Annotated in this window: 13 protein-coding genes; 1 reads left to right on the top strand and 12 read right to left on the bottom strand. The window is 58.9% G+C overall.

What is annotated here, in order from left to right; all coding sequences use genetic code 11:
* Nucleotides 1–73: 73 nt before the first annotated feature.
* The 5 genes from E3E11_RS02490 to E3E11_RS02470 all read right to left on the bottom strand — a co-directional run bounded on the left by E3E11_RS02490 (nucleotide 74) and on the right by E3E11_RS02470 (nucleotide 6,964).
* The gene (locus E3E11_RS02490) at nucleotides 74–1,747 is read right to left on the bottom strand and encodes a sensor histidine kinase (protein WP_141451036.1); all 1,674 of its coding nucleotides are present in this window, start codon (nucleotides 1,745–1,747) and stop codon (nucleotides 74–76) included.
* A 3-nt stretch (nucleotides 1,748–1,750) separates the two neighbouring features.
* On the bottom strand, nucleotides 1,751–2,440 hold the full coding sequence (locus tag E3E11_RS02485) for a winged helix-turn-helix domain-containing protein (protein WP_141451035.1): 690 nt from the start codon (nucleotides 2,438–2,440) through the stop codon (nucleotides 1,751–1,753).
* A 201-nt stretch (nucleotides 2,441–2,641) separates the two neighbouring features.
* On the bottom strand, nucleotides 2,642–3,607 hold the full coding sequence (locus E3E11_RS02480; RefSeq protein WP_141451034.1) for a nuclease-related domain-containing protein: 966 nt from the start codon (nucleotides 3,605–3,607) through the stop codon (nucleotides 2,642–2,644).
* Nucleotides 3,608–3,686: 79 nt separating this feature from the next.
* Nucleotides 3,687–5,654: an acetate--CoA ligase gene (gene acs / locus E3E11_RS02475; RefSeq protein WP_141451033.1), complete on the bottom strand. Its 1,968-nt coding sequence runs from the start codon at nucleotides 5,652–5,654 to the stop codon at nucleotides 3,687–3,689.
* Nucleotides 5,655–5,800: 146 nt separating this feature from the next.
* Nucleotides 5,801–6,964: an MFS transporter gene (locus E3E11_RS02470; RefSeq protein WP_141451032.1), complete on the bottom strand. Its 1,164-nt coding sequence runs from the start codon at nucleotides 6,962–6,964 to the stop codon at nucleotides 5,801–5,803.
* A gap of 192 nt (nucleotides 6,965–7,156) precedes the next feature.
* Between E3E11_RS02470 and E3E11_RS02465 the strand changes: the two genes are divergently transcribed.
* Nucleotides 7,157–8,221, top strand: coding sequence for an aldo/keto reductase (locus E3E11_RS02465; protein ID WP_141452070.1), 1,065 nt, complete (start codon nucleotides 7,157–7,159; stop codon nucleotides 8,219–8,221).
* A 47-nt stretch (nucleotides 8,222–8,268) separates the two neighbouring features.
* Here the strand turns inward: E3E11_RS02465 and E3E11_RS02460 are convergent, their stop codons facing one another.
* The 7 genes from E3E11_RS02460 to E3E11_RS02430 form a co-directional block, all read right to left on the bottom strand.
* Nucleotides 8,269–8,820 (bottom strand): hypothetical protein, encoded by a 552-nt coding sequence (locus tag E3E11_RS02460; RefSeq protein ID WP_141451031.1) that lies wholly within the window; start codon nucleotides 8,818–8,820, stop codon nucleotides 8,269–8,271.
* A complete protein-coding gene (locus E3E11_RS02455) occupies nucleotides 8,813–9,517 on the bottom strand; it encodes a cytochrome c1 (RefSeq protein ID WP_168189185.1) in 705 nt (234 codons plus the stop codon). The genes E3E11_RS02460 and E3E11_RS02455 overlap by 8 nt, the downstream gene beginning before the upstream one ends.
* 144 nt (nucleotides 9,518–9,661) lie before the next feature.
* A complete protein-coding gene (locus E3E11_RS02450) occupies nucleotides 9,662–10,984 on the bottom strand; it encodes a cytochrome b (protein WP_231118966.1) in 1,323 nt (440 codons plus the stop codon).
* Between the two features lie 24 nt (nucleotides 10,985–11,008).
* Nucleotides 11,009–11,632 (bottom strand): ubiquinol-cytochrome c reductase iron-sulfur subunit, encoded by a 624-nt coding sequence (petA, locus tag E3E11_RS02445; protein WP_231118965.1) that lies wholly within the window; start codon nucleotides 11,630–11,632, stop codon nucleotides 11,009–11,011.
* A gap of 193 nt (nucleotides 11,633–11,825) precedes the next feature.
* Entirely contained in the window at nucleotides 11,826–12,899 is a 1,074-nt protein-coding gene (locus E3E11_RS02440) for a DUF475 domain-containing protein (protein WP_141451028.1), read from the bottom strand.
* Between the two features lie 244 nt (nucleotides 12,900–13,143).
* Nucleotides 13,144–13,635, bottom strand: coding sequence for a Cys-tRNA(Pro) deacylase (gene ybaK, locus E3E11_RS02435; protein WP_141451027.1), 492 nt, complete (start codon nucleotides 13,633–13,635; stop codon nucleotides 13,144–13,146).
* Between the two features lie 108 nt (nucleotides 13,636–13,743).
* Nucleotides 13,744–15,045 (bottom strand): glycosyltransferase family protein, encoded by a 1,302-nt coding sequence (locus E3E11_RS02430; RefSeq protein WP_141451026.1) that lies wholly within the window; start codon nucleotides 15,043–15,045, stop codon nucleotides 13,744–13,746.
* Between the last annotated feature and the right edge of the window lie 200 nt (nucleotides 15,046–15,245).

Raw genomic sequence — 15,245 nt, 5'->3', positions numbered from 1 at the left:
AGGGGTTTTATGGCCGTTTAAGGGCGTGTGACGTGAAGTAAATGACATGTGCACAACCCCGCCTTCCGAATGGTTACCCTTCCTTGGGCAGAATATCGCGTGGATTGCCCAAAGGCAGCTGCAGCGTTGCGCGCAGGCCGCGGCTGCGTAAGGGGTTTTCGTCGCTTGCCGGATTGTTTCCGTGGGCTGTGTCCTGATCTGCCGTACCGTCATGCGGGGCAAAAGGGCCGGAAGGATGGGTATCGCTCAGGCTCAGCTGGCCTCGGTGCAGGGCTGCGACCGCCTGCACCAGTGACAGTCCCAGTCCCGAGCCGGGTGTGCTGCGCGCATTTTCAGCGCGGAAGAACCTTTCATGGGCCCGTGCCATGTCAGCGGCACTCATGCCCGGCCCCTCATCACTGACACTGATTTCAACCCCTGTGGGCACGGAATCCTCCATCACGCGCAGGGGGCGTGCGCTGAGCGTGATTGTGCTGCCGGGCGGGGCGAATTTGACGGCATTGTCGAGCAGGTTGGCCACTGCCTGCTGGAGCATCCGGTTATCGCCGATGATTTCAGGCGTCTCCTGCAGGTCAAGTTTCAGCTTGAGCCCCCGTTCCTCCATCGAGGCTTCATAGAGTTCGGCAATGCCGTAGAGATTGGGGGTAACGTTCAGGGGGGCGAACGCGGCGCGGCGCGCACCGGCCTCGATCTGGGCAATGCGCAGCAGGGCTTCAAAAATGCCGGTGATATGGTCGAGGTCAGTCAGGGCTTGGGTGATGGCGTTGCGCAGGTCGGTTTCTGTACGGGCGTGCAGCGCGGCATCTTCCAGGCGTGTGCGCGCGCGCGCGACCGGTGTGCGCAGATCATGGGCGATGGCATTGGAAACCTGGCGCACGCCGTCCATGAGGCGCTTGAGGCGGTCCAGCATGGCGTTGACCGTGGTGGCCACCAGGTCTGTCTCGCTGCCATTGAGCGGGATGCGGTGGGAGAGATCGCCCTGGGCCACTGCCGAGGTGGTCCGCGCGATAGAGCGCACGACATGCTGGAACAGGATGCGCATCACCAGGGCGCCGCACAGAGCGAGGAAAGCGATCATGATCGCGCACCAGACAAGCGTTTCAGTCATGATCTGCTGCAGGACATGGCGGCCACGCACGTCATGGCCGACGATCAGCCGGTAGCCGTCCGGCAGGTTATAGGCGTGCAGCAGGGCCTGGGTGACGAAGCTGTAGCGGCGGACGGTGGTCTCGTAAAATCGGTGCGTGCTGGTAACGCCCGGCGGCCAGCCAGGCAGATTGCCGGCCAGTTTCTGTCCTTCGGGAGTAACCAGCAGGTAAAGCGCATCTTCATCGACATTCTGGTCAAGCCGGTGTTCGATCGAATCACTGACAACCTGAGGACCGCCATACATCCAGCGCCGCATCATATCATGCGCTTCCGTCTGGATGCTGGTCTGCACATGATGTTCGAGCAGGCGTGTGGCATTCCACCAGGTGAAGGAGAGAAAGACCGTGGCAGAGGTGAAGAAGACAACTCCGTAAAGAAGTGCGAAGTTGAGGCTTGCAGAACGGATGGGCCAGTTTCTGTGAACCGCTGCAAAAAGTTTTTCCCAGAGGGTCAGCCGCCTTGACCCGGACCTGCCTTTTGGCACGGGTGAGGGCTGAGCGGTCTCTCCCACCGCATCGGATCCGGCTTGCGTGACAGCGGCCCGGCCGTCCTGGCCTTCAGGTTCAGCCCCCTCCTGTGGGGCGGTGGAAGGGGACATGGCTTACTCCCCTTCAGGGGCGCGGAGAATGTATCCTGCGTTGCGGACCGTGTGAATCATGGGGGTATCAAAGGGCTTGTCCACTTTCTGGCGCAGCCGCGAGACATGAACGTCGATGACGTTTGTCTGGGGATCGAAGTGATAGTCCCACACCTTCTCCAGCAGCATGGTGCGTGTCACGACCTGACCAGCATGACGGGCGAGGAATTCCAGCAGGCGGAACTCGCGGGGCTGCAGATCGATTTTCTGGCCGTTGCGCCGAACTTCGCGCGCGAGGAGGTCAAGCTCCAGATCGCCGACCACCAAGCGCGTTCTGGGGGCCGCCTCGGCATGGGTGCGGCGTCCCAGCGCCTCCAGGCGGGCCAGAAGCTCGGAAAAGGCGAAGGGCTTGGTCATGTAATCATCACCGCCCGCCTTCAGACCGGCCACACGCTCATCAACATCGGCCAGGGCGGAGAGGAGCAGAACAGGCGTGGCATTGTTCTGGCTGCGCAGCGTCTCGAGAATGTGCAGCCCGTCAATCCCGCCTGGCAGCATGCGGTCAAGGATCATCACGTCATAGGCTTCGCTGACGGCCAGAAACAGCCCGTCCTTGCCGTTATCGGCTTCGTCCACCACATGCCCGGCTTCCTTGAGGCCCTTATGCACGAAGGAGCGGACGGTAGGATCATCCTCGACCAGTAGAACGCGCATAACGCTGACCTCCTCTTATTTGCTTTCGGGTCATTTGACTTCGGCCGGCAGCATACGCTGTCGCGCGCCGGAGAGCAAAACCGTTAAATGATTTACAAGTTACCTTTGAGCAGGTCCCTGCAGCCTGTCACGCGTCACCAGGTCTTCCGGAGGTGCCAAGATAAAGAGGCAGCGGATTTTCCTGTTCCCGCGCTGTGTTCTTCAGGAGCCCTGGCGTTCCCTGAGCTGGGCTTTGTGGGCGGCATGAAGGTGATGATTGGCTTTTGCACAGCGTTGCAGGCGTGCCCAACCGGCATCAAGCTGCTCTTTAGGCAACCAGGGAACGGTGCGGGGGGCCCGTTGCAGCCATTGCTCCATGCGGGCGATGAAGCCGGCCTGGTCCACCACGTCCTGCATGTCGCGGAGGGTTTTGGAAAATGTCGCCTGACCGGTGAAAACCACCAGAGAGAGGACATTCTCCGCAAGACCGCTGGCAGCCCGCACGGCAGCGACATGGCGCGCATTCTGCTCAACCGGGTCCTGGAAGAGAAAACTGTTGTGACCTTTTTTCGCCTCCCCTGTTCTCGAGGGGCCGGAAGACAACCGCCCTGCTGAGCTGAGCGACAGCCGCTCGCGCCGGCGCGGGGGCGACAGAACTGAACCGGCAGGTCTGGAAGAAGCTGTATTAGGGATGGAATGACTGGGAAAGGTCTGCTTCCACTTGCCTGGTTCCGGGCTCTTCTGGGTGATGTGACCGCTGTAATGCTTGGTCTCTATGACCACCAGACCCCAACAGAACTTGACGACATGGTCGATCTGGGTCGTGTGGCCATCCTGCATGAGGATGATGTCATGCAGATAAGCACGGCGGAACTGCCTGAGCGTGGCATTGATGCGTGCCTCGCCGCGCCTGCCCTTTTCTTCTGCTGTCTTCTCAGGCGGAAAGGCAGGTCGCCCTGTCCGGCCTGCCAGGGCCGGCCTTTTGGCTTTCGGGACCTGGGCGGGGGATGATTTTCGGGCTGAAGTGGGTGCGGGACCGGAGGGATTCTTGCAAGGCTGGGGATCGGAAAGGGGTTTTTCCGCGCGCCGGCTCTGAAAGGCGCGCCGGCGTTGCGCCACTTTTTGCAACACCCCATGGGCGAACCAGAGCCCCAGGAGGAGCAGGAAGCCGTTAAGCACATAGGACATGATGCAACCAACCTGTGCTGAAGAAGCCGGCACCCCTGGCAGGGACAGGCCAAGAAAAGCGCCTTTCTCCGGTCGTGTTTCAACCGGCTTTGCGTCTGTTCTGCCGATTGGCGATCAGGTCGTCAACGACACTTGGGTCAGCCAGGGTTGTGGTGTCCCCCAGGGAGTCCAGTTCGTCCTCGGCGATCTTGCGCAGGAGTCGGCGCATGATCTTGCCTGAGCGGGTCTTGGGCAGGTCAGGGGCGAACTGGATGTGATCAGGGGAAGCAATGGGGCCGATCTCACGCCGGACCTGTTGCACCAGTTCGCGCCGCAATGTGTCCTCATCCTGGCGCTGTGCGGCTGTTTCAGGGCTGGCCATGAGAGTGACATAGCAGTAGATCCCCTGACCTTTCAGCGGATGCGGGTAACCCACCACGGCGGCCTCTGCGACCAGGGGGTGAGCGTCAAGGGCGGCTTCGATTTCAGCGGTACCGAGACGGTGGCCGGAAATATTCAGCACGTCATCGACCCGTCCGGTGATCCAGTAATCGCCGTCATTGTCACGTCGGCAACCGTCGCCCGTGAAGTATTTACCGGGATAGACCCGGAAATATTCATCCACGAAACGCTGATGGTTGCCGTGGATGGTGCGCATCTGGCCGGGCCAGCTGTCGGCCAGGCACAGATTGCCGGCAGTCGCTCCTTCCAGCACCTGGCCTTCAGCATCCACGAGCTCAGGGCGGATCCCGAAAAAGGGACGCGTGGCGGAGCCGGGCTTGAGGTCTGTAACGCCGGGCAGGGGGGTGATGAGAATGCCCCCTGCCTCAGTCTGCCACCAGGTATCCATGATGGGCGCACGTCCCTTGCCGACAGCGTGGTAATACCATTCCCAGGCTTCAGGATTGATCGGCTCTCCCACCGAAGCCAGAAGGCGTAGTGCAGGCATGTCGGGCGGCGTGTGGCCAGTGCCCATCAGCGCGCGGATGGCGGTGGGGGCGGTGTAGAAAGAATTGACCCCGTGGCGGTTGATCATCTCCCAGACGCGACCGGCATGGGGATAGGTCGGCACGCCTTCGAACATGACGGTGGTGGTGCCGTTGGCCAGGGGGCCGTAGACGATATAGGAATGACCGGTGATCCAGCCCACATCGCCCATGCACCAGTAGACATCGCCTTCATGTGTGTCGAACACGTATTCATGCGTCATGGAGGCATAGACGAGATAGCCCCCTGTCGTGTGGACCACGCCCTTGGGCGCGCCGGTGGAGCCCGAGGTATAGAGGATGAAAAGCGGGTCTTCCGCATTCATCGGCTCAGGCGGGCAGTCGGCTGAAACGGTGGCGCTTTCTTCATGCACCCAGAGATCACGCCCGGGCTTCCATCCGGTGGGGCCGCCCGTGCGCTGCACGACGAAGGTTTTCTCCACTTCGACCCCGCCTGCTGCGGCGATGTCGATTGCTTTGTCGGCATTGTTCTTGAGCGCAATTGTGCGGCCGCCCCGTAATCCCTCATCACAGGTGATGAGAAAGTGCGAGTCACAGTCAATGATGCGGCTGGCCAGCGCCTCAGGCGAGAAACCGCTGAACACGACGGAATGAACAGCACCGATGCGGGCACAGGCCAGCATGGCGACAGTGACTTCAGGCACCATCGGCATGTAGATGCTCACGCGGTCGCCTTTGCGGACACCGTGCTTCTTCAGCACATTTGCCATGCGGCAGACCTGTTCATGCAGATCATCGTAGGTCAGCCGCCGCACTTCAGCGCCGTCGTCGCTTTCCCACAGGATGGCCGTCTGCCCGGCGCGTGCCGGCAGGTGACGGTCAAGGCAGTTATAGGCAGCGTTGGTGACGCCGTCTTCATACCACCTGATGGTGACATCATTGGTGAAATCGGTGTTCTTGACCTTGGTGTAGGGAGTGAACCAGTCGATCCGTCTGCCATGTCGCCCCCAGAAGGCATCGGGGTCTTCCAGGCTTTCGCGGTACCAGTCCTGGTAGGTTTTGCGATCGATCAGCGCCTGCCGGCCAGTGCTTTCCAGGACCGGATAGAGCTTTGCAGACATGGTGTTCTCCCTGAGCAGCGCGGCTTTCCCACAGGAAAGCGGCACCGGAAACCGGATCTGTTTCCCGCCTTTACCATCCTCCGGCGCGTGAGACCAGCAGCCTGACTCTTCCAAGCTGCAAAAGGGTGCTTGAAAGGACAGGTGGTTCAGGAGGGGGAAGCGGGGGCAGGCCGGCAGATAAGCTCGCGGGCGAAGACCAGCGCGCAGAGCACGAGAATGACGGCCGAGGCCACGATGACGCCTGTTCCGCCCCAGTGGTCAAGCATGGCCCCGCCGATGAAGGCGCCTGTAAGAATGGAGCCCTGGATGCAGGCATTCATTAGCCCGCCTGCCGCTTCCGGCGCATCGGCGATGTCATCAGCCACCCAGAGGCTGGCCGTGATGGGAATGATGCTCTGGATAGCGCCCCAGACCAGCATCAGGCCGATCAGAGTGCCAAAGGAGCGGTCAGCCCACAGGAAGGCCAGGGTTACCACTGCCAGGGCTGCTGGCAGAACGACGCGCGTGCGGTAGAGCGTCAGCTTGCGGACTAGCCAGTTGGCTACTGCCGTGCCGCAGAAGGCCGACACGCCGAGCGCGAAATAAGCCGCCGAGATCTGCCAGGGTTTGGCATGGACAGTGTCCTGCAGGATCGGGCGCCAGTAGGTCATGACTTCGAACATGCCGCAGAAGGCCAGCATGAAGCCTGTGATGCCCCAGCGGACCAGCGGCCGGCGGAGCACGCTGACAATCGACGTGCCCTGACTGGGCCTGACGGCCGGCAGGGCGGGGACGGCCAGGGCCAGCCAGAGCGTGGCGCCAAGCAGGGGGATGGCGAAAAGGGCGAAAACTTCCCGCCAGCCCAGCAAGGTGCCGAGATAAGAGGCCAGGGCCGGCAGCAGTGAAACCGCCAGGGCGTTGCCGGTATAGATGAAAGAAAGGGCATGCCCCACCTGCTCGCGCGGAAACATGCGCATCACCAGTGAAGTGGCCAGACTCCAGAAAGCCCCCACTGCCACACCCAGCAGCGCGCGCGAGGCCATGAGCAGGTAGAGCTCGCTGGCCATGGCGCCGACGAGCAACGAAGCCGTCAGCAGCAGGGCCAGCGAGACCAGAAGGCGCCGCATGTTCATCAGGGAGGCCAGGGCTGGGGCGCAGAGCGAGGCGATGATGGCGAAAATGGAGGAAACGCTGATTGACTGCCCGCATGTGCCGGCGCTGACATGCAGCGTGGCGGCCATGGAGGTCAGCAGGGGCATCGGCAGATACTCGGCGCCGACCATGAGACCGGCGGTGAGCGAAAGGGCAAGAATGGCAGAAAGGTTCTTCATGGGATCCAGACGGGAAAACAGGCCGGCGAGCCCCGCATCTGGCCCAGCTTCAGCCGCCGGTCAAGCCCGGCCGGGTCTCTGGCAGCCTTCCCGGGCAATTTTTGCTATGGTCTTCCTGCACTCTCATTCCCTGCCTGCAGGCACTCACTCCCGGAGGACTCCATGACATCCCTGGAAAGCGCTTTTCCGAAAATGCCTTATCGCCGCCTTGGCCGCACGGATGTGAAGGTCAGCGCCCTGTGTCTCGGCACCATGACCTTCGGCCAGCAGAACACGGAAGCCGAGGGTCATGCCCAGCTCGACATGGCTGTCAGCAGGGGTATCAACTTCATTGATACGGCCGAGCTTTATTCCATCCCGCCGCGTGCCGAAACCTACGGCGCTACCGAGACGATTGTCGGCAGCTGGCTCAAGGCGCGTGGCAACCGGGAGCGAATCATCCTGGCCACCAAGGTGGTCGGGCGCAGTGTCAACCCCTGGTTCCGGCCTGACAGCATGGACAAGGGCGCGCGTCTGCGGCCAGAGCAGATCCGTTACGCCCTGGAAAATTCCCTCCGCCGCCTGCAAACGGATTACATCGATCTCTACCAGCTGCACTGGCCTGACCGCCCGCTCCAGCTTTTCGGCGAGGGGGGAACGACCTACCGTGCCCCCACGCCTGCGGAACTGGCAGATGAAGTGCCTATCGCTGAAACTCTGGGCGTTCTGGGCGAGCTGGTGCAGGAAGGCAAGATCCGCCATATCGGTCTCTCCAATGAAACCGCCTGGGGGGTATCTCAGTTCCTGCTGGAAAGTGAACGGGCGCATCTGCCGCGGGTGGTGTCGATCCAGAATGCCTACAATCTGCTCAACCGGACCTTCGAGATCGGCCTGGCCGAGTTTGCAATGCGGGAGCAGGTCGGTCTGCTGGCTTATTCCCCGCTGGGGCAGGGCTATCTGACAGGGAAATACCTCAACGGCGCCCGCCCGCCTGGTGCGCGCACGACGCTCTTCAACCGCGGCAACCGTTATGAAAAGCCAGGCGTTGACACGGCCATTGAGGCTTACCTGGCCCTGGCGCGTGAAGTCGGCATTGATCCGGTGCAGCTGGCCGTGGCTTTTGTGACGTCGCGGCCTTTCGTAACTTCCAACATCATCGGGGCCACCAGCCTGGCACAGCTGGAAGTGATTCTCGGCTCTCTGGATGTCACCATCACGCCTGAGCTTCTCGAGCGCATTGACGCCATTCACCAGCTCAATGCCAATCCGGCGCCCTGATCCTTCCAGGCAGGCCTGCGTGTTTCGCAGACCCGCGAACCGGTCTCCTAGCTGAGCCGGTTCTCCAAGGCCTGGCGAAAGGCGCGGGTCAGTTCCTGAAAGGCCGCCTGGGCATCCGCTGCACTGGTGATCGTGTAGGTCAGTTCAGCACGGATGGCGCTTTCTTTGGCCGCATGCGCGACGGTGATGACCTTTTCAGGTCCGAGACGCGCGAGCGCCCAGCCGAGATCGCGCATGACTTCGGGGCTCGGCACCTTGCGACCGTTGCGGGTATGGGCAACGGCTGTCAGGTCTGCCACTACCAGGGCCGCTTCTTCAAGCCGGGCGTAGTGACGTGTCAGCGCTGTCTGTTCTGCCGATCGGGTGGCGGAGGGCTCAGGCTTGCTCTCTCCAGGCCGATCAGTGGAATTGGAGGGACCTGGCTCGGGCTCTCCCGGGGGCGAAACCGTCAGAAGGAGAAAAGCCTGCCTGCGTTCTGCAGCGAGTTCATCCAGCGCACGGCGCAGGGACTTTTCAATGAAACGCCGTCCTTCCCGCATGCCTGTCTCATTCTGGGAGGAAAAGAACACGGTCACTGACGGGGGCTCATGCTCATTCATGGTCCTGTCTCCTGCCTGGCTGTGTTTCTTCCCCGCCGAAAGGCGGGCACCGCCAGATCAGGCAGGTCAGCCCGGCCATGATGGCTGTCAGCACAGCAAGATAGGCCAGGACCCCATAGCCGGCCAGCAGTCGCGCACGCGCATGCGGCCAGGCGCTCCAGACCAGAAAAGCCGTGACGTCCCGGGCCATTTCCGTCACCGTTGCGCTCTGGCCGTACGGGCCGAAATCCATGCCGTCATGAAAAGGCGGCGGCATGTGGAAGCGGTGATGATGTGTGAGGGCGACCGGATTGTAATAGGTGGCCGGGCCCAGCTTCAGTCCGGGAGGTGGGGGGCGATACCCCTCCAGCATGGCCTGCACGTAGGCCGGGCCGCCCCTGATCGTGCGCACGATGACTGAAAGATCGGGCGGCATGTCGCCTCCATTGGCCGCCTTGGCGGCGGCAGGGTCCGGATAGGGCGAGGCGATGGGGGAAGCCAGCGTGGCATGACGCGTGGCAGCCCAGCTGAGCAGGTCCCTGTAGGCATTTTCATGAGCCTTTTGCGCATTGGTACTGTCTGCGCGCTCAGCCTGCTCAAGCAGGGGCAGGAGATCTGCGTATTGCAGGCGATCGAGGCCGTGGCAGGCGCTGCACACATGCTGGAAGATCACGGCGCCCCTGGCAGCTGAAGGGACTGCCGCAAGCCGCTCAGCCACACCGGGTTGTGCCTGGACTGCGCTGACGCCGGAGAGGACAGCAAGGCCTGGAGTGAGTGCAAGGCAAATGAAGCGCAGGCCCCGCAGCCAGCTGCGTCCTGGAGACCGTAAGGGGCGGGAAGGGCTGATGAAAGAGGGCATGGATCAGCCCCCCCGCACGTCAGCAGGTCCGCGCCCGGGAACAGCGGTGGCAGACCGGTTTTCCTGCCGGGCTGCAAGCGGCAGCAGCACGCACGGAACGGTGAACCATATGAGAATGGCCAGTCGGCTGACCCAGACCCAGCAGGGGGAAGGCGGGTGCATTCCGGCCGCCGCCAGGGTGAGAAAAGCGGCGAAAAACAGGGTCCAGCCAATAGGTGCATGACCTGCCCGCCTGCCTGTGGGACCCGTCCTGCCACCGAGCCAGGGCAGCAGGAACAGCACTGTCAGCGAGCCGGCAGCCACAAGCAGGCCGCCCAGGCGTGAGGGAATGGCGCGCAGCATGGCAAACCAGGGTGCCAGATACCATTCAGGCGTGATGTTGGGCGGTGTGCGCAACGGATCGGCCGGCAGAAGATTGACCGGGTTTTCCAGCCAGCCGGGAAGGAAGAAGACCAGGACTGCGTAAAGGATCAGAAAGATGCAGACTGCCAACCCGTCCCGGGCGGCATAATAAGGTACGAAAGGCCGCATGGTGCGGTCGAGTCGCCGACTGCCCAGCGTCGGGTTGCTGCTGCCGACGCCGTGCAGGCAGACAAGATGTACGCCCATCAGCAGAAGGGCCGTGAATCCCAGAAAGATGTGGAGAATGAAAAAGCGGTGCAGGGCAACAGGCCCCAGCCCGTCTGCGCCCAGAAGATAGGACAGCAGCATCGGCCCGATGAGCGGCAGGTCCCCGACAGCATTGGTGATGACGGTCGCGCCCCAGTAGGACATCTGCCCCCAGGGCAGCACATAGCCGATGAAAGCGGTTGTCATGAACAGCAGCAACAGGCACAGCCCGCTCCACCAGACCAGTTCACGCGGGGCCCGGTAGCTGCCGTACCACAGGCCTCGGCCGGCATGTATGTAAAGAGCGGCAAAAGTCATGTCTGCACCGCCGACATGCAGGCTGCGCAGAAACCAGCCGGCCGGCACGTGGCGTTCAACGGTGTTGATCGCGCTGAAGGCCAGTCTGGGAAGGGGGGTGTAGAAAAGAGCCAGGAACAGGCCGCTTGCCACCAGCAGGCACAGCCCGACGATCAGGCAGGCGCCGACGGTCCAGAGCCAGTTGACGGGCGGCATGGGGTAATTGGCCAGATGCCTGAGAAAGCGCCCCAGAAAAGGGAGACGTCTTTCCAGCCATTGCATCACGTGTTCCAGGCGTTCTGAACAGCTCTGAAGCCGGTGCTCTGCAGGGCACGGCGCTTCAGCGGCCCCCTGACCGGAAAGCCTGCTGGCACCCGTATCAGGACAATCATTCTGGGAAGGCTGGGAGATGCTGGTCACGATCGGGGCCTTGTTGGGGTGGAACTAGAGCTGGACGATATCCTGCATGGTGAAGCCGTTTCCCGCGCTTTCGCCCAGGCGCAGGGTCGTGTCGTTCAGGTAGCGGACTGGCGGGACGGGCAGGTTGTAGGCAGCGGGCATGTTGCGCAGGACGCGCCCGGCCCCGTCGAACTGGGAGCCGTGGCAGCCGCAGAACCATCCGCCTGCCTGCGGATCGACCGGAACCGGCCGGGGGTTGGGGATGCAGCCCAGATGGGTGCAGATGCCGATCAGCACGGCGAACTGGGGGCGGACCGACCGCCAGGGATTAGTGGCATCAGGCGGCTGCTGGCGTTCGCGCGAATCAGGGTCACGCAGGCGGCTCAGCAAAGCCGGATCCTGCAGGGCGTGGAGCATGTCCGGGGTGCGGTGGAGAATGAACACCGGCCAGTTGCGCCAGGGCACCGTCATGTGATGGCCAGGCGCCAGGGAGGCCAGATCCACGTCACGCGTGGCGTGGGCAGAGACTGCTTCCTTCAGCCGGGCTTCAGGGTCGCGCAGGGAATCAAGGAAGGGAACGGCCAGGGCGCAGGCGCCGACGCCGCCCAGAACGCCGGCGCTGAGGGTGAGCGCCCGCCGCCTGGAGCAGGGGGAAGGTGTATCGGGCACCTTTGGCGCTTTCGAGCCTTCAGGCTTCTCTGGCGATGGGGCGTCTGGCTGAATGTTTGCTGACATGTGCGTCTGTGCCTTCCGGAATAGTCATGCCGCAGCTGCCCTGGCCGGGACGTCTTGCCCTGAAGCTGTAACACAGCATTCATCATGCCCGATTCTGCGGGGGCTCGGAAAGAGCCTGCAGAGAGCCTCAGGAAGTCTCCTCAGACAGGGTCATGGAAGCGGCTTCAGGATGTGCCCGGTTCCAGAAGACCGAGGAAAGAAAGGCCAACAGGATCAGACCGCCACCCAAGCAGCCGGTCACCAGTTCCGGCACCTCGAGACGCACGCTGAGAAACATGATGAAGGCCAGGGTGAGGATGGCCCAGAAAGCGCCGTGCTCAAGATAGCGATAGTTGCTGAGCACGCCCTTCTCCACCAGCAGGACTGTAAGGGAGCGCACGAACATGGCCCCGATGCCCAGGCCGAGCGTGATGATGAAAAGATCGTTGGAAAGCGCGAAGGCCCCGATGACGCCATCGAAGCTGAAAGAGGCGTCCAGAACTTCCAGATAGATGAACGAGGCCAGGCCTGACCGTGCCGTTGCAGCGCCGGCTTTGCCCGCTTCAGCCCCCAGAAGCGCACCGATGCCCTCCACGCCGAGCCAGGTGAGGATGCCGTAAAGGGCGGCATCAGTGAAGGTCAGCGCCTGCCCGGCAGGGACGAGGAAACGGGCCGTCAGCAGAACGGCGATCAATGTCAGGCCGATCGGCGCACCGGGCAGTTGGCCCAGGTGGGCGAAGGGTTTTTCAACGAGGCTGATCCAGTGCACGTCCCGGTCCTGGTCGAGGAAGAAATTCAGCCCGACCAGCATGAGAAAAGCGCCGCCGAATCCCATGATGGCTGTATGGGAGCCTGTCAGCACCTGTGCGTAGCGGTCAGGCGCGCTGAGAGCGAGCTGCAGGGCAGCCAGCGGGTCGATATGGGCTGAAAGGGCGACGATGATGAGCGGAAAAAGCAGCCGCATGCCGAATACGGCCACCAGCATGCCCAGGGTTAGGAACATGCGCTGCCAGTAAAGGCTCATATGCCGCAGGATTGTTGCGTTGACGACGGCGTTGTCGAAGGACAGCGAAACTTCCATGACGCCGAGGATGAGGCAGATCAGCACGGCATTTACAGCCCCGGCAGCCGTATGGGCCTGCTGGTATCCCAGCCAGCCGCCCAGGATCAGGCACAGTCCGGTAAAGAGAAAAGCGCCACGGAAAAAGCGGAAAGTGGACATGGGACTGGTTGTGCTCCCTCGACAGAGCCTCTCTATCCGAAACCGGTGGATCGCACACAGGATCTGGCTTCAGACCGTTTTTCCTGGGGCTGTTTTCAATTGGCCCGTTTTCAGTGGGCCGGTTCCCAGTTGGATTGGTCCAGGCACAGAAAAGCGGAGCGGACAGTTCGGATAAAGAGGCGTGGAGAAATCAGAGAGCTCCTTACAGGGAAAAGCGTCCTGTTGAAAGAGCCCGTGCTGTCCCTTACCCGGCAGGCTGGGTCACCTTTGCCAGAACGGCTCCGGTCACCCGGATGATTTCTTCGGGTGCCAGACAAACCAGAAAGCCCTGCGCGCCCGCATTGATCCAGATTTTCTCGTGCCCTTCAGCGCTTGCATCCAGGACCACCGGCAGGGTCTGGCGTGAACCGAAGGGGGTCGTGCCGCCCTGCACGTAGCCTGTGCGGTCATGGGCTTCATCAGGCTGCATCATCTTGGCATTGCGCCCACCAAGCGCTGCCGCAACCGCCTTGAAATCCACCCTTTCCTTAACCGGCAACACGACAAAGGCCGGCACTTTGCGGTCCACCTTCACTGCCAGGGTCTTGAACACCCCTTCAGGTGCGGCTCCGAGGGCCTCAGCCGCCTGCTCGCCAATATGTCCCTTCTCCGGCGCGTAATCGTAGTGACGCGTCTCGTAAGGAACATTCATGCTGTCGAGAAACAGGGTTGCAGCGGTTTCAGTGGGAGAAGTCATGAAAGGAAGCTTTTTGCAATGGATTTAGAGCACGTATAAGTTAATTAAACAACTTTACTTCTTTCCTAAGATCTAAAAAAATAATATCTTAAGAAAATTTGTTTCAAATTAATCGCTAAGATATTCAACATAAGCAGCCATTTTATCATATTTAGATGTAAATTGTCCTAATCCGCCGCAAAAATGAGCTAGGCCAGTTCGATCAATTTTAGAGAATTCTGGATGCGGCCAATTAATAACATATTGTTTCAAAAACTCAGTATCGAAATTACAAAATTTCGTTAGGAGATAATTAAAAGCTGATTGATCGAAGCATTTATGAGGAATTCCATTGTGTCTAGCATTAATAAGAGCAGAGATACGATCCATATTGACGGAAACAATTTGAAAAGACTGAACAGACTTAAAGGAAAATATTCCTGAGTTGACTGCATAGATAGTTTTATCATGAATAGTTTCATCGAATTTATAATAATCTCCTATGAACCAACCATACTCCATAATGAATTTTTTAGATTTATCTCCCTCTACATTGGTATAGATTTTTTCAGATGCACTAGCAACTTTTACGAATTCTTTTAAATCACCATTACATATAACATCACAATCAGAATAAATTATGGGGCTATACTCTGTGAGATGGTTCATTACATCCTGACTATATCTCTTGTACAAATGGCTAATAATGCCAAAAGATTCCACATGAATAATTTTCAAGTTAGGTTGATTATCGGGAAAAGGAAAATCTTCGATATTCGTGAAAATAATATATGTAAAATCAACGTTTGAAAACATTTCAAATGTTTTAATGGCTAATAAAGCACATTTAACTGCCTCATTCGAAGAAAAAGCACAGAAATATAAAGCTGGATTTAATTTTGGTATTTCGATTATTGACGAGTTAACGTCAATTAGAGTTAATCGATCATCGTTAAGACTAATAGATCTATTTTGGTCAATAAAAAATTCCTTTTCTCCGTATTGAAGCATAAATTTCTCAACGAGAACATGTACATTTAACTCATTGCCCAATTTTTGCACATATTGCAAAAATTTGAGAATTTCAGGAGAAATTGGAAGAAAAGCCTCCCATAAATCAGCTTTGTTACGTAAAACAAACTCTCCTTCGGGATGGGCGCCAGCGAAAATACCTAAGCCGGAAATTTTAAGTAAATTATTATCATAAAAAATCTGAACTAAATTATTCGGCTTTTGCGTTATATTAACACGCCGATCTTTTTCACAAAAGAAAACCTGTTTAGAACGAAAAAATAGATTATTCGTAGCGAGGTCAATCCATACAGCTTCTTCTGAGGTGAGATTTTCAATTGAGACAAATTGAAGAGCTGATCCATCATAAGTAAGGATATGACCATGATAGTCCATAATGTAGTTTAATATCTGTGCCATCTGTTAAGGTTCTACTGTGATTGATAATTTTTTTAGGGATATAGCTCTAAAGATCTAAGCCCTAGATTCCAATAGCATGCCTAAAAGAATTAAGAAATATCTCTTTTACCTTTTCTTTTAAGAAATTTATAGTAGTTTTAGAGCTATAGGAAAATATGAGAATTATAACATTTTTTAGATTCACCAAGAAAATGTTTTAG

The sequence above is a fragment of the Oecophyllibacter saccharovorans genome (genome assembly GCF_006542375.1).
GTDB lineage: Bacteria > Pseudomonadota > Alphaproteobacteria > Acetobacterales > Acetobacteraceae > Oecophyllibacter > Oecophyllibacter saccharovorans.
Note: the sequence above shows the minus strand (reverse complement) of the source record. Positions and strands in the feature narration are given on the sequence as shown.